At 44.9% G+C, this 26,887-nt stretch carries 28 protein-coding genes and 1 pseudogene; 17 read left to right on the top strand and 12 right to left on the bottom strand.

Translation table 11 applies throughout. From position 1 onward, the window contains the following. The 3 genes from nuoN (at position 1) to OC23_RS04455 (ending at position 2,657) form a co-directional block, all read left to right on the top strand. Positions 1-1,497 carry an NADH-quinone oxidoreductase subunit NuoN gene (gene nuoN / locus OC23_RS04445; RefSeq protein ID WP_038343089.1) on the top strand — a complete coding sequence of 499 codons (1,497 nt, stop codon included), beginning with the start codon at positions 1-3 and terminating at the stop codon, positions 1,495-1,497. Between the two features lie 106 nt (positions 1,498-1,603). After that, positions 1,604-2,239 carry a uracil phosphoribosyltransferase gene (gene upp, locus OC23_RS04450; protein WP_004770784.1) on the top strand — a complete coding sequence of 212 codons (636 nt, stop codon included), beginning with the start codon at positions 1,604-1,606 and terminating at the stop codon, positions 2,237-2,239. A 127-nt stretch (positions 2,240-2,366) separates the two neighbouring features. Continuing rightward, a complete protein-coding gene (locus OC23_RS04455) occupies positions 2,367-2,657 on the top strand; it encodes a cold shock domain-containing protein (RefSeq protein WP_038343243.1) in 291 nt (96 codons plus the stop codon). A 204-nt stretch (positions 2,658-2,861) separates the two neighbouring features. Here the strand turns inward: OC23_RS04455 and gigC are convergent, their stop codons facing one another. Beyond that, the gene (gene gigC, locus OC23_RS04460; protein WP_038343090.1) at positions 2,862-3,746 is read right to left on the bottom strand and encodes a LysR family transcriptional regulator GigC; all 885 of its coding nucleotides are present in this window, start codon (positions 3,744-3,746) and stop codon (positions 2,862-2,864) included. A gap of 84 nt (positions 3,747-3,830) precedes the next feature. Here gigC and OC23_RS04465 point away from each other — a divergent pair, with 84 nt between their 5' ends. After that, the gene (locus tag OC23_RS04465; RefSeq protein WP_038343091.1) at positions 3,831-4,592 is read left to right on the top strand and encodes a ferredoxin--NADP reductase; all 762 of its coding nucleotides are present in this window, start codon (positions 3,831-3,833) and stop codon (positions 4,590-4,592) included. A gap of 51 nt (positions 4,593-4,643) precedes the next feature. Continuing rightward, complete coding sequence (locus tag OC23_RS04470; protein WP_038343092.1) at positions 4,644-4,967, top strand: hypothetical protein; 324 nt, start codon at positions 4,644-4,646, stop codon at positions 4,965-4,967. A 33-nt stretch (positions 4,968-5,000) separates the two neighbouring features. On the opposite strand, the gene OC23_RS04475 is transcribed toward OC23_RS04470, so the two are convergent. Continuing rightward, positions 5,001-5,423 (bottom strand): hypothetical protein, encoded by a 423-nt coding sequence (locus OC23_RS04475; protein WP_038343094.1) that lies wholly within the window; start codon positions 5,421-5,423, stop codon positions 5,001-5,003. 206 nt (positions 5,424-5,629) lie between these two features. Here OC23_RS04475 and OC23_RS04480 point away from each other — a divergent pair, with 206 nt between their 5' ends. From OC23_RS04480 to OC23_RS04490, 3 genes are all read left to right on the top strand, one after another. Then, on the top strand, positions 5,630-5,830 hold the full coding sequence (locus tag OC23_RS04480; RefSeq protein ID WP_038343095.1) for a hypothetical protein: 201 nt from the start codon (positions 5,630-5,632) through the stop codon (positions 5,828-5,830). A gap of 229 nt (positions 5,831-6,059) precedes the next feature. Then, positions 6,060-7,673: a mechanosensitive ion channel gene (locus OC23_RS04485; protein WP_038343096.1), complete on the top strand. Its 1,614-nt coding sequence runs from the start codon at positions 6,060-6,062 to the stop codon at positions 7,671-7,673. Between the two features lie 266 nt (positions 7,674-7,939). Next, the gene (locus tag OC23_RS04490; protein ID WP_038343097.1) at positions 7,940-8,119 is read left to right on the top strand and encodes a hypothetical protein; all 180 of its coding nucleotides are present in this window, start codon (positions 7,940-7,942) and stop codon (positions 8,117-8,119) included. A gap of 38 nt (positions 8,120-8,157) precedes the next feature. Here OC23_RS04490 and OC23_RS04495 read toward each other — a convergent pair whose 3' ends face one another. The 5 genes from OC23_RS04495 to OC23_RS04515 all read right to left on the bottom strand — a co-directional run bounded on the left by OC23_RS04495 (position 8,158) and on the right by OC23_RS04515 (position 13,747). Then, positions 8,158-9,354 (bottom strand): NAD(P)/FAD-dependent oxidoreductase, encoded by a 1,197-nt coding sequence (locus tag OC23_RS04495; protein ID WP_038343098.1) that lies wholly within the window; start codon positions 9,352-9,354, stop codon positions 8,158-8,160. Between the two features lie 53 nt (positions 9,355-9,407). Next, positions 9,408-10,280: a 1-aminocyclopropane-1-carboxylate deaminase/D-cysteine desulfhydrase gene (locus OC23_RS04500; protein ID WP_038343099.1), complete on the bottom strand. Its 873-nt coding sequence runs from the start codon at positions 10,278-10,280 to the stop codon at positions 9,408-9,410. A 66-nt stretch (positions 10,281-10,346) separates the two neighbouring features. Then, positions 10,347-11,414 carry an HlyD family secretion protein gene (locus OC23_RS04505; RefSeq protein ID WP_227505539.1) on the bottom strand — a complete coding sequence of 356 codons (1,068 nt, stop codon included), beginning with the start codon at positions 11,412-11,414 and terminating at the stop codon, positions 10,347-10,349. Between the two features lie 124 nt (positions 11,415-11,538). Beyond that, positions 11,539-13,185: an MFS transporter gene (locus tag OC23_RS04510; RefSeq protein ID WP_038343103.1), complete on the bottom strand. Its 1,647-nt coding sequence runs from the start codon at positions 13,183-13,185 to the stop codon at positions 11,539-11,541. A 13-nt stretch (positions 13,186-13,198) separates the two neighbouring features. Next, positions 13,199-13,747: a TetR/AcrR family transcriptional regulator gene (locus OC23_RS04515; protein ID WP_038343105.1), complete on the bottom strand. Its 549-nt coding sequence runs from the start codon at positions 13,745-13,747 to the stop codon at positions 13,199-13,201. A 192-nt stretch (positions 13,748-13,939) separates the two neighbouring features. Here OC23_RS04515 and OC23_RS04520 point away from each other — a divergent pair, with 192 nt between their 5' ends. The 5 genes from OC23_RS04520 to OC23_RS04540 all read left to right on the top strand — a co-directional run bounded on the left by OC23_RS04520 (position 13,940) and on the right by OC23_RS04540 (position 17,562). After that, the gene (locus OC23_RS04520; protein WP_038343107.1) at positions 13,940-14,620 is read left to right on the top strand and encodes a DUF1345 domain-containing protein; all 681 of its coding nucleotides are present in this window, start codon (positions 13,940-13,942) and stop codon (positions 14,618-14,620) included. Between the two features lie 97 nt (positions 14,621-14,717). Beyond that, positions 14,718-15,482, top strand: coding sequence for a class I SAM-dependent methyltransferase (locus tag OC23_RS04525; protein WP_038343109.1), 765 nt, complete (start codon positions 14,718-14,720; stop codon positions 15,480-15,482). Between the two features lie 116 nt (positions 15,483-15,598). Continuing rightward, positions 15,599-16,207, top strand: coding sequence for a hypothetical protein (locus tag OC23_RS04530; RefSeq protein ID WP_038343111.1), 609 nt, complete (start codon positions 15,599-15,601; stop codon positions 16,205-16,207). A gap of 7 nt (positions 16,208-16,214) precedes the next feature. Beyond that, on the top strand, positions 16,215-16,730 hold the full coding sequence (locus OC23_RS04535; protein WP_038343112.1) for a hypothetical protein: 516 nt from the start codon (positions 16,215-16,217) through the stop codon (positions 16,728-16,730). Positions 16,731-16,938: 208 nt separating this feature from the next. Next, on the top strand, positions 16,939-17,562 hold the full coding sequence (locus OC23_RS04540; protein WP_038343113.1) for a LysE family translocator: 624 nt from the start codon (positions 16,939-16,941) through the stop codon (positions 17,560-17,562). A 61-nt stretch (positions 17,563-17,623) separates the two neighbouring features. On the opposite strand, the gene OC23_RS04545 is transcribed toward OC23_RS04540, so the two are convergent. The 4 genes from OC23_RS04545 to OC23_RS04560 all read right to left on the bottom strand — a co-directional run bounded on the left by OC23_RS04545 (position 17,624) and on the right by OC23_RS04560 (position 22,315). Continuing rightward, a complete protein-coding gene (locus tag OC23_RS04545) occupies positions 17,624-18,601 on the bottom strand; it encodes an MBL fold metallo-hydrolase (RefSeq protein ID WP_038343114.1) in 978 nt (325 codons plus the stop codon). Between the two features lie 130 nt (positions 18,602-18,731). After that, a complete protein-coding gene (locus OC23_RS04550; RefSeq protein WP_227505535.1) occupies positions 18,732-19,376 on the bottom strand; it encodes a sel1 repeat family protein in 645 nt (214 codons plus the stop codon). Between the two features lie 140 nt (positions 19,377-19,516). Next, positions 19,517-21,571: a methionine--tRNA ligase gene (gene metG, locus OC23_RS04555; RefSeq protein WP_038343116.1), complete on the bottom strand. Its 2,055-nt coding sequence runs from the start codon at positions 21,569-21,571 to the stop codon at positions 19,517-19,519. A gap of 246 nt (positions 21,572-21,817) precedes the next feature. After that, positions 21,818-22,315, bottom strand: a complete 498-nt coding sequence (locus OC23_RS04560; RefSeq protein ID WP_038343117.1) for a hypothetical protein — start codon at positions 22,313-22,315, stop codon at positions 21,818-21,820. A gap of 110 nt (positions 22,316-22,425) precedes the next feature. Between OC23_RS04560 and OC23_RS04565 the strand changes: the two are divergent. The 4 genes and pseudogenes from OC23_RS04565 (at position 22,426) to OC23_RS04580 (ending at position 26,156) form a co-directional block, all read left to right on the top strand. Then, a pseudogene (locus tag OC23_RS04565) lies at positions 22,426-22,962 on the top strand (GNAT family N-acetyltransferase). 187 nt (positions 22,963-23,149) lie between these two features. Further along, complete coding sequence (locus OC23_RS04570) at positions 23,150-23,599, top strand: hypothetical protein (RefSeq protein WP_038343118.1); 450 nt, start codon at positions 23,150-23,152, stop codon at positions 23,597-23,599. 302 nt (positions 23,600-23,901) lie between these two features. Then, positions 23,902-25,131: an iron-sulfur cluster carrier protein ApbC gene (apbC, locus tag OC23_RS04575; protein WP_038343119.1), complete on the top strand. Its 1,230-nt coding sequence runs from the start codon at positions 23,902-23,904 to the stop codon at positions 25,129-25,131. A 146-nt stretch (positions 25,132-25,277) separates the two neighbouring features. Beyond that, positions 25,278-26,156 (top strand): 5'-methylthioadenosine/S-adenosylhomocysteine nucleosidase, encoded by an 879-nt coding sequence (locus tag OC23_RS04580; RefSeq protein ID WP_038343120.1) that lies wholly within the window; start codon positions 25,278-25,280, stop codon positions 26,154-26,156. Between the two features lie 24 nt (positions 26,157-26,180). On the opposite strand, the gene OC23_RS04585 is transcribed toward OC23_RS04580, so the two are convergent. Further along, positions 26,181-26,738: a DUF2062 domain-containing protein gene (locus OC23_RS04585; RefSeq protein ID WP_038343121.1), complete on the bottom strand. Its 558-nt coding sequence runs from the start codon at positions 26,736-26,738 to the stop codon at positions 26,181-26,183. Positions 26,739-26,887: the final 149 nt, after the last annotated feature.

The raw sequence follows: 26,887 nt of genomic DNA on the forward strand, positions 1-26,887 counted from the left end.
ATGAACTTCACAATTTCTTTTTCTGAGCTGATGCCTTTAGCTCCAGTGATGATTGTGGCGCTGACCGCAATTGTCGTGATGTTGTTGACTGCGATTAAACGTAATCACAACCTTATTGCAACCACCTCGGTTGTGGGCTTGAACCTTGCTGCGATCTTTATTGCATATACCATGTTTACCGGGCATTTTGCTCCGGTGAACGTGATGGGCATGTTTATGGTTGATCCATTTACCATGCTCTATCAATTCCTGATCCTGATTGCTGCCTTGGCGTGCTGTACCTTGTCTCATGCTTATATCGAGACTTACAAGGAAAACCGCGAAGAACTGTACATCTTGCTGCTGTCTTCAGTGGCAGGGGCAATGTTACTGGTGGCAAGCTCGAATTATGCTGCATTCTTCATCAGCCTCGAGTTGATGTCGATTCCGGTGTACGGCATGTTGGCATATACCTACCAGCGTAGCCAGTCTTTGGAAGCAGGTATCAAGTATCTGGTTCTTTCAGCGACTGCGTCTGCAATGTTGTTGATGGGTATGGCCTATATCTATGCCTATACCGGTTCATTGTCATTCTATGACTCTTTTCAGGCATTGCTGACTGCGATCAAGCAGCCAATGGTATTGTTGGGCTTGGGCTTAATTATCTTTGCCGTTGCATTCAAGCTTTCACTTGCGCCATTCCATAAATGGACGCCTGATGTGTATGCCGGTGCACCAGCCCCAATGGCAACTTTCCTGGCTACAGCAGCCAAAGTTGCAACGATTGGTCTGTTTGTACGTTATTTGCTGACGTCAGGTGCAATGCTGGTCGAGTCAATCGTGACAGTGATTACCGTCATTGCAGTATTGTCGATTGTCGTCGGTAACCTGCTTGCAGTACGTCAGGTCAACCTGAAGCGTATTCTGGGTTATTCATCGATTGCACACTTCGGTTATTTACTGATTGCCCTAATCAGCATGTCTTATGCAAGCCTGGGCAGTGTCACGGTTTATGTGATTACTTATGTATTGACCACAATCGGTGCCTTCGGTGCCGTGGCATTGATGTCGAGTCCGTATAACAACGTTGATGAAGCACAAAGTCTTGCAGATTATCGTGGCCTGTTCTGGCGCCGCCCGGTCTTGACTGCAACCTTAACCGTGATGATGCTGTCTTTAGCGGGTATTCCATTAACTGCCGGCTTTATTGGTAAGTTCCTTGTGGTTATGGCTGCTGTGACGACAGAGCACTGGTTCCTGGCTGCAATGATCATTGTGGGTAGCGGTATTGGCTTATATTACTACTTACGTGTCATGGTAGTGATGTACATGACACCACCGGATGTTCCGCGTATTGATGCTGATGCTCACTGGGGAACCAAAGTCGGTGGTCTGATGGTACTTGCTGCTGCATTACTGGTATTCGTACTGGGTGTCTACCCTGATCCGATGATTAACCTCGCATTAAAGGCCGATATCCTGTCGCCATTGCACTTTATACTGTCTCAACAACAGTAATCGTCTGATTTGTACAAAAAAGCCTCCAAAATTGGGGGCTTTTTTATTGATGAGTAAAAAAACGCTTTATAATAGTCAAAGATTAATATTACCTAGGTACTCACTCGTGTCGATTCAAGAAATTCGTCATCCGCTTATTCGCCATAAACTTGGTTTGCTACGTCGTTCTGACATCAGTACCAAGAACTTTCGTGAATTGGCGCAAGAAGTCACGATGTTACTGACTTATGAAGCAACAAAGGATCTTCCTGTTGTTGAGCATGAAATTGATGGGTGGGCAGGGAAAGTCTCAACTCAGCGTATCGCAGGGAAAAAAATCACCATTGTACCGATCTTGCGTGCGGGTATCGGGATGCTCGAAGGCGTATTGAGCCTGATTCCAAGTGCCAAAGTGAGTGTGCTGGGCTTAGAGCGTGATGAAGCAACTTTAGAGGTACGCACGTATTATAAAAAGCTGGTGCCTGATGTTGCGAACCGTTTGGCCATGATCATTGATCCTATGCTGGCAACCGGTAATTCACTCATTGCAGCAATTGATGTGTTAAAAGCGAGTGGCTGTAAGGATATTCGTGTTATGGTTCTGGTGGCTGCCCCTGAAGGTGTAGCTAAAGTTGAAGCAGCGCATCCTGATGTACGTATTTATACTGCCTCGATTGATCAGGGCTTAAATGAAGAAGGCTATATCGTGCCAGGTCTTGGCGATGCCGGTGACAAGATTTTTGGTAGCGTACAGAAAGACTGATTTTTCTGACGCATATCTAAAAAAAGAGACTTGATCTGATCCTGATAGAGCTTTGAGGATAGATTGAAAGTCTCTTTTTTATTTTTATATACTGTAACAAGCACATTGAAATCGTGGGATGCATGTCATGAAACAAGAGTTCTATCAGGGAAAAATCAAGCAATACAATCCAGAGAAGGGCTTTGGTTTTATTGCAACCGCTGAAGGCGATATATTCTTTCATATTTCAGAATATCCGGCTGATGCAGAGCCGAAACGCAATGAAAAAGTAAAATTTATTGCTGTTGAAAATGACGGTAAATATAAAGCGACCAAGATTGAGCGGGTTGATCCAAATCCGGCCAAAACCAAGAAGAACAAAATCATGCAGCACAATAAATCAATTACATCTGCGTTATTGTCAAATTTCCGCCGTTAACCGGATTTCATTGCGTTTTGATTGAGCTATTTGCTTGAATGTTAGGGAAAAAGAAGCGTCTGAGCTTCTTTTTTTTATAGCGGCTTTGCAGCTGGTTCATTCGATTCCAACTGGTATGTGCCTATAAATGCGGTGCGAGCTTCGGTTACTAAATTGAACTGCATAAAAAATGCTTCCAACCAGAAGCATTTTTGATTTGTAACATTAAACCTTGTTTTCGCAGAACTGCAAAAAAGCCTTTAAGCCGGGACCCTGATATTTCTGACGATGAACCAGCATATACAAAGGACGTGTCAACTCCCAGAACGGAGTATCCAGAATGACCAGCTGGCCTTTTTCCTCCAGTGGGGCAATTGCCAGTTTGGATACACAAGACATGCCCAGGCCACCGGCAACGATTTTCAAGATTGCTTCATTATGACCCAGCGTCAAACGGATATTGGCATCGGGAAGATCTTGTAAAATCACATTATCAAACACTTCACGGGTGCCTGAACCTTCTTCTCGCAAGATCCATTCAACCTCATGGAAGTCGGTAGGGGTAATCGGGCGGTTGAGCTGTGCCAATGGATGATCTGGCGCACAGCAGACTGCCAGTTCATCATTACGCCAGTGAATACATTGTAGCTGCGGTAAATGACATGAACCTTCAATCAGGGCTAAATCAAGCTGGAACTGATTGACTGCTTCGATCATCTGGCGGGTATTGCCTACTTGCAGCTGGAGATGAGCCTGAGGATGGCGTTGCAAGAAATCAGCCATCAGGTCCGGCATTAAATAATCGCTGATGGTGAGTGTCGCCCCGAGACGCAAATCAATACTTTGCAGTTCACCCTTGGCTGCCTGCTCAAATGCCTCACAACGACCTAAAATTTCCAGTGCCTGTGGCAATAAAAAACGGCCCAGATCATTCAGTTGTAATCGTTTTCCAAGACGGTCAAATAGGGGGGCACCCAGACCATCTTCCAAATCTGCTAAGGCCATACTTGCCGCACTTTGCGTGAGGCGAACAGCATCACTCGCTTTGGTTACAGTTCCCTCTTGAGCGACCGCCACGAAAACAGCCAGTTGGCGTAATGTCATGCGCATGTTAAACAGCCTTAATGTTTTAAGTATCCATCAATTATTCGATCATGCTACCATGAGCCTACTGTTTCGTGCCACGTTCAAATCATGTCAATTGAAAAATTTAGCGTAGAAAAGGTTTTATCTGTACACCGTTGGGCTGACAACCTGTTTAGTTTTACCATGACCCGTCCAGCCCATTTTAAATTTACCGCCGGACAGTTTGCCCGTATTGGCCTGATGGTCGATGGCGAACTGGTGGTTCGGGCCTATTCTGTTGTTTCTTCACCCTTTGACGAAACTTTAGAATTCTTTTCAATTGTGGTACCCGACGGTGCATTTACCTCGAACCTGCAACATCTGAAAGTTGATGACGAGCTTTATCTGGAAAAGATCCCTTATGGCTATTTGACCCTGGCACGCTATCAGCAACCGTTACCACAGGATTTATGGCTGCTGGGAACCGGGACAGGGCTGGCGCCATTCTTGTCGATGCTGCAAGATTTTGAAACATGGAAGAAGTATCAGCAGATCAATCTGGTTTATAGTGTCCGCACAGCTGCAGAGCTGGCTTATGTAGATCGTATCCAGGACATTGCTGCGTTATTTGGAGAAGGGCATAGCGGCTTTAAGTTTATCCCGATTATCACCCGTGATCCGGATGCTGCCTTGCATGATCGCTTGCCTGTTTTGATCGGCAATGGCGAACTGGAAAAGGCGACAGGCATTGCCTTGAATCCGGCCAGTAGTCATGTGATGTTATGCGGCAATCCGCAGATGGTTGAAGACACCAAAGAGGCACTGAAACAGCGCGGCCTAACCATGAACCGTCGTGGTGAAGGCAATATTGCAGTGGAAAATTACTGGTAATAACGGGGCCGAATGGTTTTTGCCCCTTCAGTCATAAGGAAAAACAGCCCGATGGGTGAGCAGGTAGAGAAAAAGATCATTGGCAAAGTCCCATATATCGCTTTTTTTATCGGGATACTGATGCTGATCCTGCTGCTTATTTATAGCTATACAGAAAATTATGCCGGAGGCTGGGGCGATTTAAGCCACAATATCATGCTCGGGCTGGTTTTATTGGCTTTTGCTCTCTATTGCTTATTGTTTTTTATATATTCGCTATATCTCTGGGCGGTTTATCATAAGCAGCCCAATCTGGATGTATCTCCGGCAAATTGGGCCATGCGACTACATGGTCTGGCTGTTATATCGGCCTTGTTATGGTTTTTTGCAGACTAATCAACCAGAGAAGTTCATATAAAGTGGACAGGTTTAATGCACAAACATATCCATAAATTCGCGGATTTCCTGAATCGCCGTGTCTACGTCGGTGGTTAACCAGGTCGGTTCAAACAGTCCGATATAGTGTTCAAGGCGTTCTGCTGGAACCACAAGCCGCACCGGACAATCTTCTTCAAGCAGCCGCCACGGCAGGATCGGGACTTCATTATCCAGAAAAGGCTGAACGTTACGGATATCCACGATCATGGCATTGATACAGTCGGGTAATGGCATTACCGAAAATTCTTCTGTACGACGACGGAAATATTCCAGGTCACCCCATTTCAGGATGTAGCTTGGCTTATTAAACTCAATAATTCCAATCAAATGTTCATCGCGTGTGTGATGTAAAAAACATTGATGTGTGACATCAGTGTCCAAATCAAGAGAAACACTTTGTTGGCTATAGGACATAAAGCAAGACAGTTAAAAAACGGGACTGGATAGTATAGCTTATTTTTATTGCCCGCTAAAGCCGCCTATATTTTAAACAAAAAATAAAATAAAAAAAGTAGAGTTCTGCAACTGGTGCAACGATAGTCCGAAGCTTCTTCACACAATGCTACATTGGCTGTTGGTACTATGAAAATTGAAAAGTAATAAGGATGAGGGCTGCTATCATGCATGATTTTAGTAAGCCACAACCCCATGTGGCGAGCAAAGAAGAAATTACCAAAAAGAGAAGATTACCCGTTTATATTTTGATTCTGGTGGGAATCTTTTTGATTGCATTACTTGTTTATATGGTCGCTGACCATTCAGCCAATCCAACTGCCCAAGTGATCATGTCACAGGTGCAGTCGGCAGTTCTGAATGCTTAGACAACTTTATTTCAAGATTGAGATAGGGTTTACAATAAAGCTCATTGGTGTGAATCAGTGGGCTTTTTTGCTAAGTTTTTTAGGATTTTGTTGTATTATTGCTGCGTTTTATTGATTGGAAAATAGACAAAAATTAAGGTGGAAGCATCCATAAATCATGCTCTTGGTCATAAGGGCTAGCATGGGTGGTTTGTATCAAGACTGAAAAACACAACATAAGGATAACAACATGAATGATTTTTTTAATGACCCCTCCAACCGTGGAGGATTCGACGCCATGTATTATTGGGATCAATTTCACCCTATTCTCGCTGCAATTGTAATCCTGCTGGTTGGCTGGATTATTGCTCTGGTGATTGCCGCGGGGGTTAAAAAACTACTGCAAAAACTTGATACCAATCATAAATTGTCGTCAGCCACTGGCCGTACCCCAAACATTGAGGACCTCATTTCCAAGCTGGTCTTCTGGTTTATCATGATTCTGGCAGTTGTGGGCGCGCTCAATGTATTAAATATTAGCGGTGTCAGTGACCCTTTCAGTAACATGGTTGGCCGTATTCTGGCCTTTATACCGAACCTGTTTGCTGCTGTTGCAGTGGGGTTCATTGGCTGGATTGTTGCACGTCTGGTACGTGCCGGACTCACCAATGTCCTTTCACGCACCCAGCTGGATGAAAAGCTGAGTGGCGAAGTCGGTGTCAGTTCTCTCAGTAGCAATATTGGTGAAATTTTTTACTGGCTGGTGTTGTTGCTGTTCTTGCCAATTGTCTTATCTATCCTCGGCTTAACCGGTTTATTGATTCCGGTACAGAATATGGTAAATGAAGCGGTTGCTTATATACCGAACCTGTTTATTGCCGGTGTAATCATCTTTGTCGGATATATTCTTGCGAAGATTGTACGTGGCATTGTGGAAGGTCTAAGCAATAGTCTGGGTTTACAGACCCAGGCTGAAAAAGTGGGACTGTTCAAGAACTCGAATGTTTCTAAGTTCTTAGGTTCTTTTGTTTTTGCGATCATCATCATTACTACCTTGATTGTGGCTTTTGAAGCCCTCGGTATCGAGGCGATTTCCCAGCCGGCAACAGCCATGCTGAATGAGATCATGCATGCCATTCCACAGATTATTGCTGCTGGCCTGATCCTGATTGTGGCTTATATCGTTTCACGTTTTGTTGGGCGTCTGGTGGCAGAACTGATTTCTGGTGCAGGCGTTGATGAAGTTCCGGCAAAACTGGATTTACAGCGTTTTCTTGGCCAGACACGTATCTCTGATGTCATTGGTTACCTGATCGTATTCTTTACCATGCTGTTTGCTGTTTCAGAAGCAGCAGACCGTTTGGGTCTGGAACAGGTGAGTGTTCTAATTGCCATGTTTATCCAGTTTGGCGCAAGCATCCTGCTTGGTGCCGTGATTCTGGTCATTGGTTTCTGGCTGGCAAATGTGGTTGCCAATGTTGTACAGCGCGGTGAATATAAGAGTTCACGCTGGTTAGGCAATCTGGTACGTATCCTGATTATGGGGCTGGTCATTGCGATGGGCTTGAAGGCAATGGGTATTGCAGACTCTATTGTCAATCTGGCATTTGGCTTGACGCTGGGGTCTGTTGCCGTTGCTTTTGCCTTGGCATTTGGTCTGGGCGGCCGTCAACCGGCAGAGCGTTTACTGACCGACTTGCTGGATAAGGCAAAAGCGGAAGGCAATCAACCCAACCCATTGCATAAAGAGGATGCTGTACCAAGCAGTGCCGTGACTCCGTCAGCAACTCAAGCGGTGACTCCAACTCCGTCAGCACCAACCAGTCCGACACCTCCGACTCCGCCATATTCGGATGAACAGTAAAAAATAATCTTTGATTTTTTGATGCAATTCGACCACTCTAAGTAGGGTGGTCGTTTTGTTTTTGGCGTTATGACGGATTTTTATCGATCTGGTAATGAGCGCTATCCGCTACCCGGTCGTTTAACTTGTTCAAACTTACAGGGCAAGCTGTGGCAGATGTCGTGACATGCCACAGGCGGGATTTGGCTAAAACTTGGCCCCAAAAGCAATTCAATTATAGATAGAGTCCCCATAGTCTCTACATAAAAAGTCGATAGGAGAACAGAATGAAGAGGCCAAATCGTGTATTTGCACCGGTTATCATTGCCGGGATTACTGTTGGTTTTTTGGCAAGTGCCTATAAGTTTGTGGTGGCGAAGTCGAATCCTGAAAAAGCCAAGACACTGGAAAATACGCAGAAATTACCATCTTCAGAAGCCGCGAACTCTTCAGAACAACAGCCTTGAAACAGGTTGATTGAAGTAGCAGATTTGACCCTTGAGGCTTAGACAAACTGGGCGGCTGCCTGTGCAGATGACCATGCCCACTGGAAATTATATCCTCCGAGGTGTCCTGTTACATCCAGCACTTCACCAATAAAATAGAGACCTTTCTGCTTTTTACTTTCCATGGTCTTGGATGAGACTTCGCTGGTATCAACACCGCCCAGGGTGACTTCCGCCGTTCGGTAGCCTTCTGTTCCAGAAGGTTTGACGGTAAAGGCATGCAGTTGTGCAGCAATCTGCTCAAGCTGTGCATCGCTGATATTGCCAATCGCCGTTTCGCTGTGTTCGGCCCAGATCAATTGCTGTAATTCAAGCACGATACTTTTGGCTGTCAATTCATTCAGCAAAGTACGTAGCAGCACTTTCGGCTGTGACTTTTTCTTTTCTTTGAAGAATTGGGCAAAGTCCTGAGCTGGAAAGAAATCAATTTTAAAGCTTTCTCCTACCTGCCAGTAGTTGGAAAGTTGCAAGGAGCTTGGGCCACTGAGCCCGCGATGGGTAAACAGTAAGGCTTCGGTAAACTGATGACGTTCATTCATCAAGGTCGCCTCTAGCGCATTACCACTTAAACGGGTGGTGACTTCTTTGAACTGGTCGGAGAAGGTGAAGGGCACCAGACCCGCACGGGTCGGGAAAACATGATGCCCGAACTGCTGTGCCAGTTCATAGCCAAAGCCGGAGCCACCCAGAGTTGGAATAGACAAACCACCTGTTGCCACCACCAGCGATTCACATTGATAGGTCGCTTGACTGGTTTCGATGATAAAGCCTGAATCTGCCTGTGCCCTGACTTGCTGTACATCGCATTGAGTCTGAATCTGTACACGCTTGGCCTTGGCACATTCTGCCAGTAACAGCTCAAGAATCTGTTTTGAGCCTTTCAGGGTAAAGAGCTGACCGTGCTTGCGCTCTTCATATTCAATCCCGTATTCACACACCAGTCCAATGAAATCCCAGTTGGTATAGCGGGTGAGTGCAGAAATCACGAAATGCGGATTTTCAGAAAGGTAGTTTGCAGGTTCTACTTCCAGATTGGTAAAGTTACATTTACCCCCACCAGACATCAGAATCTTCTTACCGACCTTGTTGGCTTTTTCAAGTACAACCACGGAACGCCCACGTTTGCCTGCTTCAGCAGCCAACATCAAGCCCGATGCACCTGCACCTAAAACCACAACATCAACTTGATGAACCATGCGCATTACCTGATCGACGAAAAGCGGGCAATTATAAAAGATTTATACAGCTTTTAATATGTTTTCAATTTTCCTTGCAAACCGCCTGTATGAATCGCCAGAATTCTGGTATTTTCCGGAAAATAGCGTTGCTGAATCAGGTCAAACAGGCCCATCATCATTTTGGCGGTATAGACCTGCTCCAGAGGAATCGCATATTGCTGTTCAAACTGCTGCATGAATTGCAATAGTTCCGGACTGGTTCTGGCATAACCACCACAACAATAGGCATCAGTTAAAGACCAGTTCTGTTTATTGGTCCATTGCTGGATCTCCTGTTGCAGGAAATCACCTTTCAGGGCAGAAAAACCTAAAACCTGTTGCTGTTCTGAGCTGCTTTCAATAATGCCTGCAATGGTTCCACCGGTGCCGACTGCACAGCAAATCACGTCATAATTTTCTCGGTCATCTTCAGTTAAGATTTCCTGTGTTCCTTGTAGCGCCAATGCATTAGTGCCTCCTTCAGGAATAATCAATGCTTGTGGATAGCGCTGTTGTAATTGCTGTAAATACGCGGTTTCATGGCGCAGCCGATATTCGGCCCGACTCACAAAATGCAGGTGCATCCCCAAATCGTGTGCTGTTTGTAGGGTTGGATTCAAGGCTTGAGTGGCTAGCTCTTCACCCCGGATGAGCCCAATACTCTGAAAACCAAAAGCGTGTGCGGCATAGGCTGTCGCCGCAATATGGTTAGAAAAGGCGCCTCCAAAGGTCAGGAGTGTATTGCAACCTTGTTGTTTTGCCTTAAGCAGGTTGTATTTCAGTTTAAAAAACTTATTTCCCGAAATGTGCGGATGAATCAGGTCCAGACGTTTCAGGTCGAGCTGAACGGTTCCTGCACGTTGCAATGTTTGATAGGGAATGGGAAAAGCAATGTGATCAAACATTTTCAGTCATAAAAAATCAGCTTGATCACATTGTAAATGGATTTGATCGAGAATATCAGTAGATGTTCAGGAAGCGGTATCGACCGAAGTAATCACCGACATCCCGGGACGCAGGTTTTCCATGCCTTTCTGGCCGGGATCAATAGCTATACGTACCGAAATACGTTGCACCACTTTGGTAAAGTTGCCTGTGGCATTATCGGGTTTCAATACACTGAACTCTGAACCAGCAGCCGGGGAGATCTGTTCCACGTGCCCTGTAAACTTCTGATGGTTCATGGCATCTACCGTGAAATAGGCTTTCTGGCCAATTTTCATATTGGCAATCTGGGTTTCCTTAAAGTTGGCAATCACCCAGGTTTGTTGCGGAATTAAATACAGCAATTGTGTCCCTGCTGCAACATACTGTCCAACACGCGGGTTGACCTCACCCAGCTGACCATCCAGTGGGGCTACAATGGTACTGTAATCCTTGGTGGTATTGGCCTGATCCAGCTGGGCCTGAGCGCTATTGACCTGTGCCTTTAAACCGGCTTCAGCCACCTGAGCCGTTTTTAATGCTTCTTGAGCCACCAGAATATTGGCTTGCGCCTGCTTGAGCAAGGCCAGATTATTCTGGGCATCGGCTGCTGCTTTATCCTGTTCCGATTTTGAGGCTGCACCACTGTCACCTAACTGTTGATAGCGTTTGAGTTGCGCAACCGACAGGTCATATTGTGCCTTAACCTGATCCAGTTTGGCCTGCGCTGCGACCACATCGGCCTGACGCTGGGCAATGGCCTGAGTCTGATTGGCCAGGCTATTTTCTGCCTGTTCCACGCCTGAAACAGCTTGGGCGACTTTCTGGTCGTAAGTGGTGGCATCAATATGCATCAGCACCTGACCCTGCTTGACATGATCAAAGTCTTTGACCAGTACATCCTTGATATAGCCATTAATCTGTGACGAAAGAATAGTGGTTTTGCCTTTCACATAACTGTTGTCGGTTTGCTCAATTGCGGTGTGAAATGGCCCAATGCGCCACGCCCATAAGATAATGGTAATCCCGACCAGTAAAACCAGCAGCATCCACCATAAGGTCGAACGTTTGGTCTTGATCAGCTTACTGGTTGGCGGTGGAGGAGGTGGCGGCATCTGCGCCACGGTCTCGGTTGCCTTGTCAGCCTGAGCGGTCTTGTCTTGCTCACTGTTCTGAGCATTTATGTTCTCTGGTTTATCTTGTTCAGACATCATGTTTTCTCAATCAAATACCATAGGATTAACTGGCTGCTTGTATATTTTTCCGGGTGATATACTGGTTACGTACATATTTAAATAATCCCCAGAGCAGTAACACCACGGCAAAAATACCGTTGAGTGCGATTACATCGTTATAGGCCCGGACCTGAGCCTCTCGCGTGACTACCTTATTCAGGTTTTGTAGTGCCTGATTGTTTTGCAGAACCGGGTCATTGGTACTGGTCATCGCACTACGTTGATAGCTTTGCAGGCGTTGTGCAATCACGGGGTCAGTCGGGTCAAGGTTGCTATTGATCTCAACCTTGTAGTCATAGGTATGGCGCTGTTGGTAGGTATTAAAGAATGATGAACCGACCAGCCCGCCAAAGTTTTGTGTTGCAGAGAAAAGTACAATGAAGGTCACCACATATTGTGGCCCACGTTGCAAGGTTCGCATAAAGCCCATCAGCAGCAGCGGCCCGATAAAAACGCCACCGGCAAAACTGACAAGGAACTGGCTTCGGTAAAAATTGGCTGGTCGTACATCGCTGGTCAGATGATAGTCGAGGGCACAGGCAATAAGAATCAGGAATTCGGCGAGGAACAGATTTAAGATCAGGCGCTCGCGATGAAAGGTCAGGGCACTAAAGACCGAACCGGCAATGGTGCCACAAAAAATCACCCCGTACAGTGGAACGAACTGATCTGGTCCCATGCCCATGGTCTTCAGAAAATTCACGGCTGCATAACTCTGTTCCGACATCAGCAGGCGCAGGGCAAAGGCACTGACTACAAAACTGAGTAAGTCACCTGTTGCCAACCAGCGGGTCATGATCAGCGGGTTGGCCCGATAGTGTTCATATGTCAGACCGAGCACGATCAGACAGAAACCAACAATCAGGGTATAGGCCAGCCACGGACTATTGAACCACCACAAAATCGGGCCTTGTGTCAGTACAATACACAGGCAGGCGAAGCCGGGCGCCAGCAGGGCAAAGGTAAAGAAATCCTGTTTTTCAAATACTTCCAGACGTAAGCTACGGGGCAGTTTCAAGGCCACCACCATGGCAAAACAGCAGATTGCCAACCCCAGCTCAAAGGTATAGATCACATCCCACTGATTGGCACTGAGCAGAAATGGCGAGATAATCCACGCCAGAGGCAACCCCAGTTGCTGAAAGCCGAAGGCCAGATAAATCCCCTTGGCCATATCTGCTTTGCCAAAGGCCTGCATGGTGTAATACATGCCAAGCGAGCTGAGCGGTGCAGCCGCCAGTCCGGCAATAAATCGCACAAACAGTGCCATTTCATAGGTTTTGACAAAAATATGCAGGATCAGGACACCAATAAAGACCAGCAGGCCTATTTCTGAAAACAGGCGCAGTCCATATTGCTGCCGGGCTTTAAACAGGATCAGGTTGGAGCTGACATTGGCCATTACATAGGCAGCGGGAAGCCATGCTGCCTGAGATGGGGTTAAGCCATATTCACCCTGAAAAATGGGTAAATTTGCCACAATAAAGCCATTACTCAAACTGGCAGCAATACAGATAAACAATCCGATGACAAAATAGGCCAGCCGTTTCGGTCTGGCATGGGCAATAGCCGCTGGTGAGCCGGGCAGGGTTGGACGTTCATCCGCCGACCAGTCGGGAGGAGTCTCTAGATAGCGAGGGCTTTTATCCATAGTTTTCCTCGAACTACACGCGAATGCCGTTTAGTAATAATTGTATTGCCCGTTTTGCCAATCGTACCTGATCAGCAGCCTGATGTCCTTGAAAAGAGGCACCCAGAATTGCTGTAATCATACCAAAATCTTGTGGGGTGAGATCATCACGACAAAGTTGATGCCGGATGGCCTGATCGATCAGTGGCTGCAACGCTTTATCTCGCCTTTCGTAGATGTTTAACATGATTGGGTCTTGCCGATCAATAATCCGCCAGTAATCAATCAGGACCACCAGATGTGGAAGCTGGTTGACATGGCCTTCAATTAAACGGATAAAGCCATCCGGATAGACAGATAATGCTTCGGCTTTTTGTTCCAGACGGGCAATGGCCCGTTCCAGTAGTGCCGCAATCAACACCTTGCGGTCTGCAAAGTTTCGATAGAAGGTAGCGCGTCCAACACCAGCATGGTCAATGATGGCCTGTAACGGCACATGTACGCCTTGCTTGCGGAAGATTTCTTCTGCTGCATTGAGGAGTTCATCACGATTATGTGCTGCCAGTTGCTGACGTTTTGCCATGAATGATATGTCTTGAAAGCTTAAATATAAATTAGATGGACATTTTTGTCCGAAGTAAATATGCCGTTAAAAAATATTTTGTTTAATTTCGGTAAAATCAACAGCTTCAGAGACCATTTTCAGGTCACACAGTGCTAAAACACATAGCAATAGATGATTCAGAGCGATCAATAAAAAAAAGGACAGATAAAAATGCAGGATTTTATTGTACGGTTGGCAAGGGGCATTCAATACCGGCCCTATTTATCCTTAACTTTCGGATTAGGCCTGTTACTGTTTGCCACCCTATACATGTTTACTCACTGGCATTGGGCCACCTGTTTACAGCTGGGATGGAATATTGCCATCTGGCTCTATCTGTTTTTGATCCTGAAAATGATGTGGCATCTGGATGCCAGCCATATCCTGCAACGCGCCAAACAACAGGATGAAGGCAAGTGGGCCATTCTGACGATGGTATTGATTGCGATTGTGATCTGCTTTATTTCGATTGTGGTGCAATTGGGGCATGTTCCTAAAGATCACGCGGTATTAAAAAGTGCACTGATTGTGCTGACCATCGGCACCATTTTTTCCACCTGGCTATTACTGCATACCTTATTTGCGATTCATTATGCGCATGATTACTACCTGGCCAAAAGCCGGCATCAGGAGGCCGGGCTGGACTTTCCCAAAACCGATCAGCCAGACTATCTGGATTTTATCTATTTCAGCTATATCATTGGTACCTCTGCACAAACTGCCGACGTTTCTATTACCAGCTCGTCACTCAGACATCTGAATATCTTTCATTGTGTGCTGGCCTTTATTTTTAATACCGTCATTCTGGCGGTCGCAATTAATGTGGCAGCCAGTCTGATCGGATTAGAATAGATAACTTATTATTATGAATAAAATTAAAAATGATCATTTTTATTTTTGATTTGGGCTGGTTATGGTAAGTCGAAACCCGCCCAACAAGGATAAGCACATGAGCACACAACATCAGGTCAACCAGCAGCAGTATCAGGACAAATCTCAGGCCTATTTCACCAGTAGCGTGCATGCACAGGGCATGGAATTCCAGAAAATGCAGCAACTGATCCAGTCCTGCCAATTTAAAACCGTACTGGATCTGGGCTGTGGCGGTGGTCATGTCAGCTATCAGGTTGCGCCTTTTGCCGAACAGGTAACCGCCTATGACCTGACACCGGCAATGGTCGAACTGGTTGCCCGGCAGGCCAGAGACAAGGGCCTTGATAATGTCATGGCCGTACAAGGTGCTGCCGAGGCCTTACCTTTTGCAGACCAGAGTTTTGATTGCATTATTAGCCGTTATTCAGCGCATCACTGGCATAATGTTGCTCAGGCCATGAGTGAGATGTACCGTGTCCTGACGCCCCACGGAAAGGTGATCATGGTGGATATTCTGGGCAATTCAAATCCGGTGATGGATACCTTGTTCCAGACTATTGAAACCATTCGTGACCCGAGTCATGTCCGTAACTATAGTTTACAAGAATGGGCCCGATTTGCTGAATATGCCGGTTTCAGCATAGAAGTGTTTGAAAAACAACATCTAGAATTAGAGTTTAAAAGTTGGACTGAGCGCATGCAAACACCTGATTATGCAGTCCAGACCATACGGTATTTACAACACAACGCTTCTGACCAGACTCGCCAGTATTATCAGATTCAGGCAGATGGTTCATTTCGTAGTGAAGTGATGTATCTGGTGCTGTCACCTGCATTCTAGAGCTTGAACAAAAAATAATAAGACATTGAATTTCCAATCGATGTTTAGCAGAATAGGCGGTCTATTGTGGGGAGCAACAGCATAGACCACAGCTTAAATCGATTGGGAATATCATCATGAGAAATAGATTAATTTTGGCAATCGGTTTGCTATGTTGCCATACATCGCTCTGGGCGAATGAAAAGGTTTTGGCACAGGCGGGTCAGGTCAGGATTATTCAACGCAACTGTGATGTAAAAACGGATGCCTGTGACTATATAAAAAGCTATAAAGGGCAAGAAAAGGTCTTGATATCGCAATGGAACAAGACCGCAAGGGCCTATCAATTCAAGCCAGAACTGATTGGTTTTGAAATCGGCGCTACAGGGATTGCCCATCTACTCACAGTCTTTGATCAGAATAACAGGCAGCAGGAATTCTTTGAATTATTACAAATGTCACCCGATCAAAAGTGTTTTGTGACTAAAGAACAATTGGACAAAAAACATGACAAAGTGGTGTTTTATCGACTGCCTGAACGCAAGCCTTATTTAAGCATTAGTAAAAAAGATCAAAAGTTTAGCGAGATGAGACAGATTGGCTATTCCACTTTTCTTGATGAGAGTGATGGTTCCTTTAATTTTGGCTATGAGGCAGAGGAAGACGGCGAGAAATACTTTCAGGAGATCAAGGTCGAAAATCCGTGTAGCTTAAAACCGAAAATCATTAAACAAGGTGATGAGTAAAATTAAAATGATGAAGGAAAACAAGATGTGGAAATTTGTACTTGCTGCCATGGCCGGTCTGGCAGCGCATAGCAGTTTTGCGGCTGAAAGTGCCGATAAAACGCGTTATGGTCAAGTTCAGGTAAAGGTCAGTCCAGATAGCGGACAGGAAACGCTCTATTTTAATCATAAAATGGTGCTGCCAAAAATTGAAGGTAACAATGGCCTGTCGGTTGAAGGCATTTATCAATTACACATGGATGATGTGGTGCTGGTGCAGGACATCGGGGGCAGTGGCTGTCCAGTGCAACTGTATTTTGTGAAAATTAGTCCGAAGCAGAAACTGACGGTTTCTCCTGCTTTTGGTTCATGTTCAGATCTGATCAAGGTGACAGCCAAGCCTGATCAAATTGTGGTGACCATGCCGGACTTTATGGGAGCACCGGAAAGTGAGGCACAAAAACGTAAAATCGCCCAGAAAAAAATGACCTATAGCTATGACGGGAAATTACTGAAACAAAATGGCAAACCGATTCAGGAGTGAGGGCTAGGGCGGGTAAATGCTGGTCAGGTTCGATCTGTGAAATAAGTTTGTTCATCCAGATCGGTTTAAGCTGGCTTTTACTTGCCCAGAACCTCAAGCACTTTTAAATACTGAAAAATTGATAAGATGCATCAAAATTCATCTATCTTCTTGCTGCTGTTTTTAAGTAAAATCATTGCCTGAAAATTATTCTAATCTAGAGGTGATCTTGGAATCGTTATTGATTTTAGGCTCAATTGCGTTGGCCTTAATGTTGGGGGCGATGAGTCCCGGCCCTACATTTATTTATGTGGCGAAGAATTCAATTGCGATTTCACGTAAACACGGCCTGTTTACCGCTTTAGGTACAGGCACGGGCGCAGCCTTGTTTGGTTTGCTGGCGGTCATGGGCTTACAGGCAATTTTATTGGCGGTGCCCTCGGCCTATATTGCTTTAAAAGTATTTGGCGGCCTGTATTTGCTTTGGCTGGCCTATAAGATCATTAAACATGCCAAAGAGCCAATGGAAGCAGTCAATGGTACTGTGAATCAGATGAGCTATGCGCAGGCTTTCCGTTTAGGACTGATTACCCAGCTCAGTAACCCGAAAATTGCCATTATTCTTGCCAGTATTTTCACTGCCTTATTACCCAAAGACATTCCGGCTTATTTCTATGTCGTGTTACCGATGTTGTGTTTCTTTATTGATGCAGGTTGGTATTCGCTGGTGGCGGTTGCCTTGTCGGCAGAGGGGCCACGCAAAGTCTATTTAAAATCCAAGTCACTGTTTGACCGTATTGCAGGCGGGGTGATGACGCTGTTGGGACTAAAACTGATTTTTGGAATGAAATAATGCCACAGAAAAAGCGACCACAAAGGTCGCTTTTTTATGGCCTAAAATCAATGGGTTTGGCTTAATCTTTAAAATGCACCGGCATCCATTGATAGCGCTTGCCATCAGCTGAGTAAATATGCCCAATCCCCGGGAAGGGTAAATGCGGTGCGGCAATGGTTTGTCCGTTTTTGGCAAAATCGGAGAACTGTTTCAAGCGCGTTTCAACCGCCTTTTTCGGGTCAATATCATATTCAATTGCTGTTTTAGGTTGGTCAAACTGTACGGTATGTGAATGCACAATATCGCCAATAAACACTACGCTTTCGCCTTTGCTTTTGAGTTCATAACTAAAGTGGCCCGGCGTATGTCCCGCCGTGTTAATGACTTTAAAGCCCTGAATGTCATCACCGGGTTTATAAGTTTTAAAGCGTTGCTTGGCTTGGTAAGGTGCAATTGCCTGCTTGATTTGCTTCACTGTTGCTTCGTAACCCGCCTGTTTGTCTTTTGCAAGCTTGGCTGCCTGTTTGGGATCTAACCAGTAACTGGCTTCGTCATTGGAGACATACACGGTTGCATTGGGAAAATTGGCAACGCCATCTTTACTGATGCCACAGACATGGTCAGGGTGTAAATGGGTCAGTAAGATGGTATCCACCTGTTCAGGTTTATAACCCGAAGCGACCAGATTTTTCAGGATTGAACCTAAATGGGGGCCAAAACAACTGGCTGCACCGCTATCGACTAAAACCAGTGATTTTCCGGTATTGACGAGGAAGGCATTGATGGAGGTCTGTACACCTTTGTCTTGATCTGCATAGTACTTTTTCAGGATCTGTTGAACTTGTTGCGGTGAAATATCTTTAAACAGGCTTGGCGACATAAAGTTGGTGCCATCCAGCAATGCAGTGATTTGTACATCACCGACTTGGTGCTGGTAAAAGCCTGCAACCTGTTTTTGTTGTTCGGTGAGTGGCTGTGTTTTGGCTATTTCTGCATGGCTCAGTAAAGAAAAGCTGCTCAAGAGTGAGGCGGAAAGAAGTAAGGCTGTTTTTTTCATAAGATCATTAAAGTTATTAGAGAAACAACACTTTTAACATGAATTACAACCTGATGGGGATAATTTCCCAACAAAAAAATCCGCCTGTGTCGGCGGATGATTAGGGAAACTGTTCTGTTTTAATTTCATGTTATGGTTGGGGCTGTTTGGAAAAATCTACCATTTCAAATTCTTCTAGATCACAGTTTGCCAACGCACACTTCTGCTCGGTGTAAGCTGCTTCGCCTAAGTTCTGTTTGGCCTTATTTGCCCAAAACGCGGCTTTTTTGGCATCTTGCTGTTCAACCGGAAGCCGAAAACCGTATTCGTCTGCAAGTGTCATTTGTGCGGCCACAGAGCCTTGCTGGCCTGCTTTCTCCAGCAGGGGAATATAGTCCTTTGTCAGTTTGAACTGTTGCGCCAGCAGATAGCTTGCATAAGCATCGTTTTGATCTGACAGTTGTTGTAAAGGTGCAAGATCGATTTTTTCCTGTAACTCATCATCATTAAAAAATAATGCAAACTCGAGCAGTGCCACCGTAGCAGTTGCATCGCCGTGCTGAATCTGGTCATTCATGTGTTGAACGAACAGCTTTTTTTGCTGGTCGACATATCGGGTGATTTGTTTCTCATCATTTTTCAGCATTAACTTTTTGAGGGCAGGATCAACCTTGGCATTTTTATCTTCCTGCTCCATTTGGAATAAGGTATTTAAAGTCAGTTGCATCTGGTCTTTGGCTTTTTGCACTTGCGGACTAAAGTGATATTCAGGTACCTGAGCGACTGCACCCTGCAAACAAAAAATGCTGAATAAAAGAAAGGCTATTATTTTCTGGAACATGTTTTACCCGATGTCGTTATCATTGATGGAGTATTGTCCTCAAATCAGCCAAATAAAAAAAGGGCCTCCGAAGAAGCCCTTTCAATTTTTATGCTTTAAGAGACTTTATCACCCGGTTTTGCGCCAGATTCAGGTGAAATCACCCATACACCTTCGCCATTTCCAGCAGCAAGCACCATACCGTTAGAAATACCAAAACGCATCTTGCGTGGTGCAAGGTTTGCCACCATCACCACCAATTTGTCTTTAAGCTGTTCAGGCTGATAAAACTCACGGATACCACTAAATACATTACGCGGTTCAGCTTCACCGACATCCAAAGTCAATTGCAGCAATTTATCAGAACCTTCAACCGTTGCAGCTTGCAGTACTTTTGCCACACGAAGATCAACCTTCATGAAGTCTTCAATGCCGATAATTTCAGCTTCACCTGCTTTTGGCTCAGGCTTTTTCTCGGCTTTCTTGTCTTTTTTCTTCTCGGCTTTTGGCGCTTCTGCCGCAGCTAAAGAATCTTTAGAGGCTTCTACCATGGCAGCGACCGCTTTAGGGTCGACACGTTGCATTAACGGCTGGAATTGAGCAATTTCATGACCAAGCAAGATCTGCTGACGTGATGCAAAGTCAAAGCTTTCAAGTTGTAAGAAAGCTTGAACCTGTGCAGCAAGCGTTGGTAAGACTGGCGCCAAATAAATCGCAAGTTGACGGAACAGGTTGATGCCGACCGAACACACATCATGAACTTGTTGGTCCTGACCTTCTTGCTTGGCCAGTGCCCACGGTTTTTTCTCATCGATATACTGATTGGCACGGTCAGCCAAGGCCATGATTTCGCGAATTGCAGTTGAAAATTCTCGTGCTTCATAAGCCTGTGCAATTGAATCGCCTGCATCAATAAAGCTTTGCACCAGTTCAGGCTCTGCACATGTATTCGACAAGGTATTGTTGAAGTTGCTGTTAATGAATTTGGCACAACGGCTGGCAATATTCACCACTTTACCCACAAGGTCAGAATTCACTTTCTGAACGAAGTCATCCAGGTTCAAGTCCGAATCTTCAACCTTGTCTGAAAGTTTAGAGGCAAAGTAATAACGTAAATATTCAGGGTTCAAATGCTGTAAATAGGTTTCAGCTTTAATGAAGGTACCACGAGACTTTGACATCTTCTGTCCGTTGACAGTCAAGAAACCATTTACGAATAAACCGGATGGGGTACGGTAGTTGGCACCCTCCAGCATGGCCGGCCAGAACAGGGCATGGAAGTAAACGATGTCTTTACCGATGAAGTGATAAACTTCTTTATCGCTGTCTTTTTTCCAGAAATCATCGAAGCTGAGATCAGGGCGTTTGATTTTGATGTAGTTTTCAAAACTCGACATATAACCAATCGGTGCATCGACCCAGACATAGAAATATTTGTTTGGCGCATCTGGAATTTCAAAACCGAAATAAGGCGCATCACGCGAAATATCCCAGTCCGCAAGGCCAGCATCAAACCATTCGTCCAGTTTGTTGGCAATAGACAGCGGCAAACGGCCTTGATCACGGGTCCATTTCTGCAAGTATTCTGCAAAGTTTGGTAATTTAAAGAAATAGTGATCTGATGATTTTTCTACCGGTGTTGCACCGCTCAAGGTTGAACGCGGGTTTTCCAGTTCAGTGGCATTATAGGTTGTACCGCAGACTTCACATGAGTCGCCGTACTGGTCTTCTGCTTTACATTTCGGACATGTGCCTTTGATGAAGCGGTCAGACAGGAACATGCCTTTTTCAGGGTCAAACAGCTGGGTAACCGGACGAACGGCAATATTGCCTGCTTCACGGTTCTTGAGATAGATTTCTGAAGCACGCGCTTTGTTGGCATCACTATGGGTTGAATCATAGTGATCGAAATGTACGCCAAAACCATCAAAATCACGAATATGTTCTTTCTGGACATTGGCAATCTGCTGTTCAGGACTGATGCCATTGGCTTCAGCACGTAGCATGATCGCGGTCCCGTGAGCATCATCCGCACATACATAAGTCACATCATGGCCCATTGCACGCATCGCACGAACCCAAATATCAGCCTGGATATAACCGAGTAAGTGACCCATATGGATAGGACCATTGGCATAAGGTAGGGCATTGGTGACTAAAATTTTACGCACGGATATTGTTCTCTCATTCGTATTTGCAAGGCAGATGATTTTACATGACTTGACCCCGTCTTGCACAAGGGATTCAGTGAAAACTTTTCAAGGCACTGTAGATACAGGAGGGGTATGTCTGAGCTATTTTTATTTGGATAAACCCGATTAGCGCTGGTCAGACATAAGGAAAAAGGATTTGCAGTCGTATTGATGTATCGGGTTGGCTTTTATAGAACTGGATAACAAAGTATGCATCCCGAAGGATTACATACTTTGCATTTGCTTGACTGAGATGCTGTGCTTGGAGTTCTTTCTTAACGAAATGACTTTTCCTTTAGACAGGAAATGGATGTAATAGCTCTTTAAGCCGTCCGTTTTCGGGTCAAGCGTAATCTCAGCAAACATCGGGGTTTGCCACAGTTCATCACTGCCTAACGTTCCTAACCAGGCTTGCGCTTTTAACACCACCGTAAACTGATCTTTGATTTCAAGATCAGTAATGCTGAGTTCGCTGCACCAATGTACGGTTTTCGGGAACTCGGCCTTGGAAAATTTCCAGCAAATGGTCAGTGCCAGACTGCTTTCAACCGGTGCTTTATCATCACTGATGTGATCAATAACAGGAATTAACTGTTCAGCCAGATCTTTTTCAAAAGACAGAATCATGTTCTGGATTCTTCTTTTACTGGAAAGAATGTACTTCAAGCGTTTTTCCTGAGCCTGAAGTTCCTGCTGAATTTCTAAAAGTTCATTTTCATTCATATAGGCAATTTTGACAACAAGGTCTATGATTGAGATATTTTCAGCAGTATATCCGATCTGTCTCCTTAATATGGTGAATCATTTTTAATACATATTTATTGGTTGTAAAAATGATCGAAACAGTCCACTTACGCCTCAGACAGTAGCAGGCAGAAGACAATGAAGCCTTTGCTGCCATGAGTAGCAATCCGCAAGTGATGCAGTACTTTCCGAACCTGCTGACGCGGGCAGAAAGCGATGCCTTGATTGAGCGCATGAAATCAATTATTGACACGCAAGGCTGGGGCTTTTGGGCGGTTGAGTTAAAACACACCCAGCAATTTATTGGTTTTACCGGATTGCATGAGCAACCGGCACAATTTTCGTTTTCGCCTTGCGTGGAAATTGGCTGGCGACTCGATCAGGCTTATTGGGGACAGGGTTATGCGCCTGAAGCCGCCCGAGCTGCGCTTGCATTTGCTTTTGGGCAGTTAAAACTGGACAAGGTCGTGGCCTTTACCACGCTGGAAAATGTGAAATCGCAAAGGGTTATGCATAAATTAAACATGAGCAAAGCCGGTGAGTTTCAGCATCCGGCTTTAGCCAAAGATCATCCGCTGAGCTGGCATGTGCTTTATCAGATTTTACGGCAGGATTTTATTTACTAGTCTGGATATTATTCATTTTTATGCTTTTTATAGCTGATAATAAAATAATTTATCGTTCGGCAATTATTTGAATATTCCTGTATTTCATTTGTTTCAATTTGCAGCGAACAATAAAAATCAAGGCTAAACACGGTATAACTAAATTTGCTCCAAACAATATGTTTTTTACCTATAGTGAGGAAATACCATGACAAATGAAAAACTTGATGAATTAAAAAACCAGGCAGCCGAATTGGGCGATGACTTGAAACATAAAGCAAAAGAAACTCAGCTACAAGGTGAAAAAGCAGTGGATGACTTGAAGCATTCTGCCGCAGAACTGAAGTTAAAAGGTGAAAAAGCGCTGGATGACTTAAAGAAAGATGTTTCTGAACAAAATGCCGAAGGCAAAGAAGCGCTTTCCAACAAGGTGGATGATATCAAGGCAAAACTTGAAGATACCCAGCATGCGGTGCAAGACAAGTTTGGCCACTTGAAAGAAGAAGCCGGTCATAAGCTGGATGATGCCAAGGCCAAAGCTGCTGAATTGAAAGATGAAGCTGCAGCAAAATTTGACGATCTTAAAGCTCAGGCCAGCCACAAGCTGGATGATTTAAAGAAAGCAGCAACCGATACCATCAATAAATTCAAAGGTTAATACCTTTAATCAGTGCATAGGTTAAAAGACTTCCCCAAACCTCTCTACGCTATGTTTGGGGATTTTTTTTATTTAAAGGGATTTAAAAATGTCTGGGCAACATGAGACTGAATATCCAGTCTCGTGCCAATCAAGATCGCTATTCCTGCTAAAATGTATGCGTTATTGGGCAGAGCAATCCAAAGCAGAAAAGTTACTATAAAAAATGAGCAATTATCTGTGTTGAAATGAGCGTCGTTTCTTCAATACTGCTAAACTAGGCAAATTCAGTGAGATGTTGATCTGTTTTTGGAGCAAACAAAATGTCGTGGCTTTCTTCCTTAAAATCTGTTTTTTCACCAGCGCAAGAAGTGAAGGAAGACGAGATTCAAACAGTGCTACAAAATTATGTCTTGCCGCATTCAGAACATGCGCTAAAAGACCGCATTAGCCAGCTCAATGTTCAGGGCCGCGTTTTACAGCTGACCATCAATACCTTTCCCCAAGAAAAAGAGCATTTGCAACAGATACATGATGAACTGGCCGAAGCATTGGAAAAATGTGGCATTCAGGAGTTAAACCTGCATGTGATCCAGCAGAAGCAGGCCGCGCATGGTGAGGCGGGTCATGGTTGTTCATCCAAACCAAAAACAGAAAATAGTAATTTGCCACCAGTGATGGATGCTTCGCCCAAGGCAGAGCCAGACCCGAACAATCCACCAATCCAAAAAGCCGCGCCGCAACAGCGTGATGTCGCGGCACACCCTCGCATTCAAAATGTGATTCTGGTGTCGTCTGGTAAAGGCGGTGTCGGTAAATCGACCACCACAGTAAACCTTGCATTGGCACTGCAGCAGCTCGGATTAAAAGTAGGGGTACTGGATGCCGATATTTATGGCCCAAGCATTCCAACCATGTTGGGCAATGCCGGCAAAACGCCACTGATTGAAAATGAAAACTTTGTGCCCCTAGATGCTTATGGCATGGCAGTATTGTCGATCGGGCATTTAATTGGTGAGCACAATACGCCTGTGGCGTGGCGTGGGCCGAAAGCAACCGGCGCATTGATGCAGTTGTTTAACCAGACCTTATGGCCTGATCTGAATGTGCTGGTTATAGATATGCCACCGGGCACGGGCGATATTCAGCTGACTCTGGCACAGCGTATTCCGGTTACGGGTGCGGTCATTGTCACCACACCGCAAAATGTCGCGCTGATGGATGCAACCAAAGGCATTGAGTTATTCAATAAAGTGAATATCCCTGTGCTGGGTGTGATTGAAAATATGTCGACCCATATCTGCTCGAATTGCGGACATGAAGAGCAGATTTTTGGTACAGGCGGTGGCGATCAATTGTCAACGCAATACCAGATTCCATTGCTTGGCCGTTTACCCCTCGATGCTAAAATCCGCGAACATGCCGACCAGGGCACACCAAGTGTGATTGCCAAAGATGCTGCTGCCGAAAGTTATCTCAATATTGCACAAGCCGTGTTGCAGCAAATGGATAAACTGCCGAAACGTCAAAAAGATGACAAACGTATTTTCTAAGTTCCCTCAAAAACCCAACACGCAAGTGTTGGTTTTTTTTTGCTTCTGTTGAAAATAACTTTTTTATTTACATTTTAGAACGAATTGTAAAAGCAAAGCTGATATGTTGCCAGCCTGCGTTAGATTTTATGGGTTAAAACGGTTTAATGATGCGATTTAAATATTTTATCGGTGTTGCCAGTGTTTGTAGTGTGCTACTTTTAGCTGTCTGTAATGATGACAATACTTCAAACTCGAATCCGCCTCCACAACAACAAACGAAATTGCAGCCAATCGTGATTCAGGGTGCATTACCTGTTGAATCGGAAAAAATGGCTGCTCAGTTAGATAATGCAACTGTAGAAATGATTGGGGAATGGAAGTTCTGGAAGGGTACTTATAAAGGGTATCCGGTGGTGATTTCCAAGACCCGGATGGGCATGAGTAACTCTGCTGCTGCCACTGCACTTGCTATTCAACATTACAAACCGATTGCGATTATCAATCAGGGCACAGCCGGCGGCCATGATCCTGACCTGCACGTATTTGATATTGTATTAGGTAAATACACCACCAATATTGGCGCATTCAAAACGCCGAACAAACCTGCGGGTGGTGGCTCAAATGCATTGGAATGGAATGAGGCTTTTGATGTGTTGCCTGAGGACGAATCTGATCCTGAACCAATTGCAATCCGTAAATTTGAAGGTGACAAAGAACTCTTGCTTGCTGCTTACAAGGCAAAACCTAATTATACCAAAGGACAAGTGGTCGAAGGCACCATTGGTTCGGCAGATACCTGGAACAACGAGCTTGACCGTATCAAGCAGTTCCATACGGTTTATGGTACTTCGGTAGAAGAGATGGAAGCAGCTTCAGTGGCCCAGATTGCCCAGCAGTTCAAGGTTCCATTCTTAGGCATCCGGGTATTATCCAATAATATTACCAATAATGGCGCCTATGACCCTGCCACAGGTGAAGCATGTCAGGACTATGTACTGGATGTGGCAGAGCAATATATGAAGGCCAAAGCCGCAGCGAAATAAGTATTTTTATTAAGAAGAAACCATTCAGATGGTTTCTTCTTTTCTCACCTTCTCACGATTTTTCCAGCTTCGAATCACACTCCAGCGCCAGAGTAAGTGTGTCGCCGCATAAAATAAAACCGCAAATAAAATCGCTTCAATCATTAGCCCGGAGACCAGAATCTTGGCAAGGCTAAAATCAATATGACCATGCCCGAAATTTTTGATCCAGTTTAGAATCTGGTGTAAAACACCGAGTAACATGTCTTTATTGATCATGTTGACGTGATAAATTTTTGTTCCGAACCAGAAACCTAAATATAAAATTGGTACTACGGTAAAAGGGTTGGTCAGCCATGCCATGCACAGGCCGACAGGCAGGTTCACTTCAAAAAACAAAACCGTCAGAATAATAAACAGGCTATGAAACGGGACTGGTAAAATCCCCCAAAAAGTCCCGATAAACATGGCTTTTGCAATAGAGCGGCGATTTACATACCAAAGCAACGGATTTAAGGTACGTTGACCAAAAATCTTCATAAACTTAAGACGAGCGACCTTCTCCGAAGAGGGGAGCCACTTATGTAAAAATTGCTTAGGCATAAATCAAATCATGGGGTATGAGAAACAAGAATGAGAAGGATCAACTATATAAAATAACATTAATTGCTTAGCAAAAACTTAAAATACTGGCCCTCTTTATCTGGGGTCGGTTCAGGCTGTTATCAAGTGAGCTTTGGGCCGTGTTGCAT

The sequence above is a fragment of the Acinetobacter sp. A47 genome, assembly GCF_000805455.1.
Taxonomy (GTDB): domain Bacteria; phylum Pseudomonadota; class Gammaproteobacteria; order Pseudomonadales; family Moraxellaceae; genus Acinetobacter.

Bases quoted from the DNA above. Each gene is read 5' to 3' on its own strand.
- OC23_RS04490 (WP_038343097.1), top strand. From the start codon at position 7,940: ATGAAGAGGCCAAATCGTGTATTTGCACCGGTTATCATTGCCGGGATT.
- nuoN (WP_038343089.1), top strand. From the start codon at position 1: ATGAACTTCACAATTTCTTTTTCTGAGCTGATGCCTTTAGCTCCAGTG.
- OC23_RS04535 (WP_038343112.1), top strand. From the start codon at position 16,215: ATGATGAAGGAAAACAAGATGTGGAAATTTGTACTTGCTGCCATGGCC.
- OC23_RS04480 (WP_038343095.1), top strand. From the start codon at position 5,630: ATGCATGATTTTAGTAAGCCACAACCCCATGTGGCGAGCAAAGAAGAA.
- OC23_RS04500 (WP_038343099.1), bottom strand. From the start codon at position 10,280: ATGTTTGATCACATTGCTTTTCCCATTCCCTATCAAACATTGCAACGT.
- OC23_RS04510 (WP_038343103.1), bottom strand. From the start codon at position 13,185: ATGGATAAAAGCCCTCGCTATCTAGAGACTCCTCCCGACTGGTCGGCG.
- OC23_RS04515 (WP_038343105.1), bottom strand. From the start codon at position 13,747: ATGGCAAAACGTCAGCAACTGGCAGCACATAATCGTGATGAACTCCTC.
- OC23_RS04580 (WP_038343120.1), top strand. From the start codon at position 25,278: ATGATGCGATTTAAATATTTTATCGGTGTTGCCAGTGTTTGTAGTGTG.
- OC23_RS04505 (WP_227505539.1), bottom strand. From the start codon at position 11,414: ATGCCGCCACCTCCTCCACCGCCAACCAGTAAGCTGATCAAGACCAAA.
- OC23_RS04495 (WP_038343098.1), bottom strand. From the start codon at position 9,354: ATGGTTCATCAAGTTGATGTTGTGGTTTTAGGTGCAGGTGCATCGGGC.
- OC23_RS04545 (WP_038343114.1), bottom strand. From the start codon at position 18,601: ATGAAAAAAACAGCCTTACTTCTTTCCGCCTCACTCTTGAGCAGCTTT.
- OC23_RS04465 (WP_038343091.1), top strand. From the start codon at position 3,831: ATGTCAATTGAAAAATTTAGCGTAGAAAAGGTTTTATCTGTACACCGT.
- OC23_RS04585 (WP_038343121.1), bottom strand. From the start codon at position 26,738: ATGCCTAAGCAATTTTTACATAAGTGGCTCCCCTCTTCGGAGAAGGTC.
- OC23_RS04470 (WP_038343092.1), top strand. From the start codon at position 4,644: ATGGGTGAGCAGGTAGAGAAAAAGATCATTGGCAAAGTCCCATATATC.
- OC23_RS04525 (WP_038343109.1), top strand. From the start codon at position 14,718: ATGAGCACACAACATCAGGTCAACCAGCAGCAGTATCAGGACAAATCT.
- gigC (WP_038343090.1), bottom strand. From the start codon at position 3,746: ATGCGCATGACATTACGCCAACTGGCTGTTTTCGTGGCGGTCGCTCAA.
- OC23_RS04530 (WP_038343111.1), top strand. From the start codon at position 15,599: ATGAGAAATAGATTAATTTTGGCAATCGGTTTGCTATGTTGCCATACA.
- OC23_RS04570 (WP_038343118.1), top strand. From the start codon at position 23,150: ATGACAAATGAAAAACTTGATGAATTAAAAAACCAGGCAGCCGAATTG.
- OC23_RS04485 (WP_038343096.1), top strand. From the start codon at position 6,060: ATGAATGATTTTTTTAATGACCCCTCCAACCGTGGAGGATTCGACGCC.
- OC23_RS04520 (WP_038343107.1), top strand. From the start codon at position 13,940: ATGCAGGATTTTATTGTACGGTTGGCAAGGGGCATTCAATACCGGCCC.
- apbC (WP_038343119.1), top strand. From the start codon at position 23,902: ATGTCGTGGCTTTCTTCCTTAAAATCTGTTTTTTCACCAGCGCAAGAA.
- OC23_RS04560 (WP_038343117.1), bottom strand. From the start codon at position 22,315: ATGAATGAAAATGAACTTTTAGAAATTCAGCAGGAACTTCAGGCTCAG.
- OC23_RS04475 (WP_038343094.1), bottom strand. From the start codon at position 5,423: ATGTCCTATAGCCAACAAAGTGTTTCTCTTGATTTGGACACTGATGTC.
- OC23_RS04455 (WP_038343243.1), top strand. From the start codon at position 2,367: ATGAAACAAGAGTTCTATCAGGGAAAAATCAAGCAATACAATCCAGAG.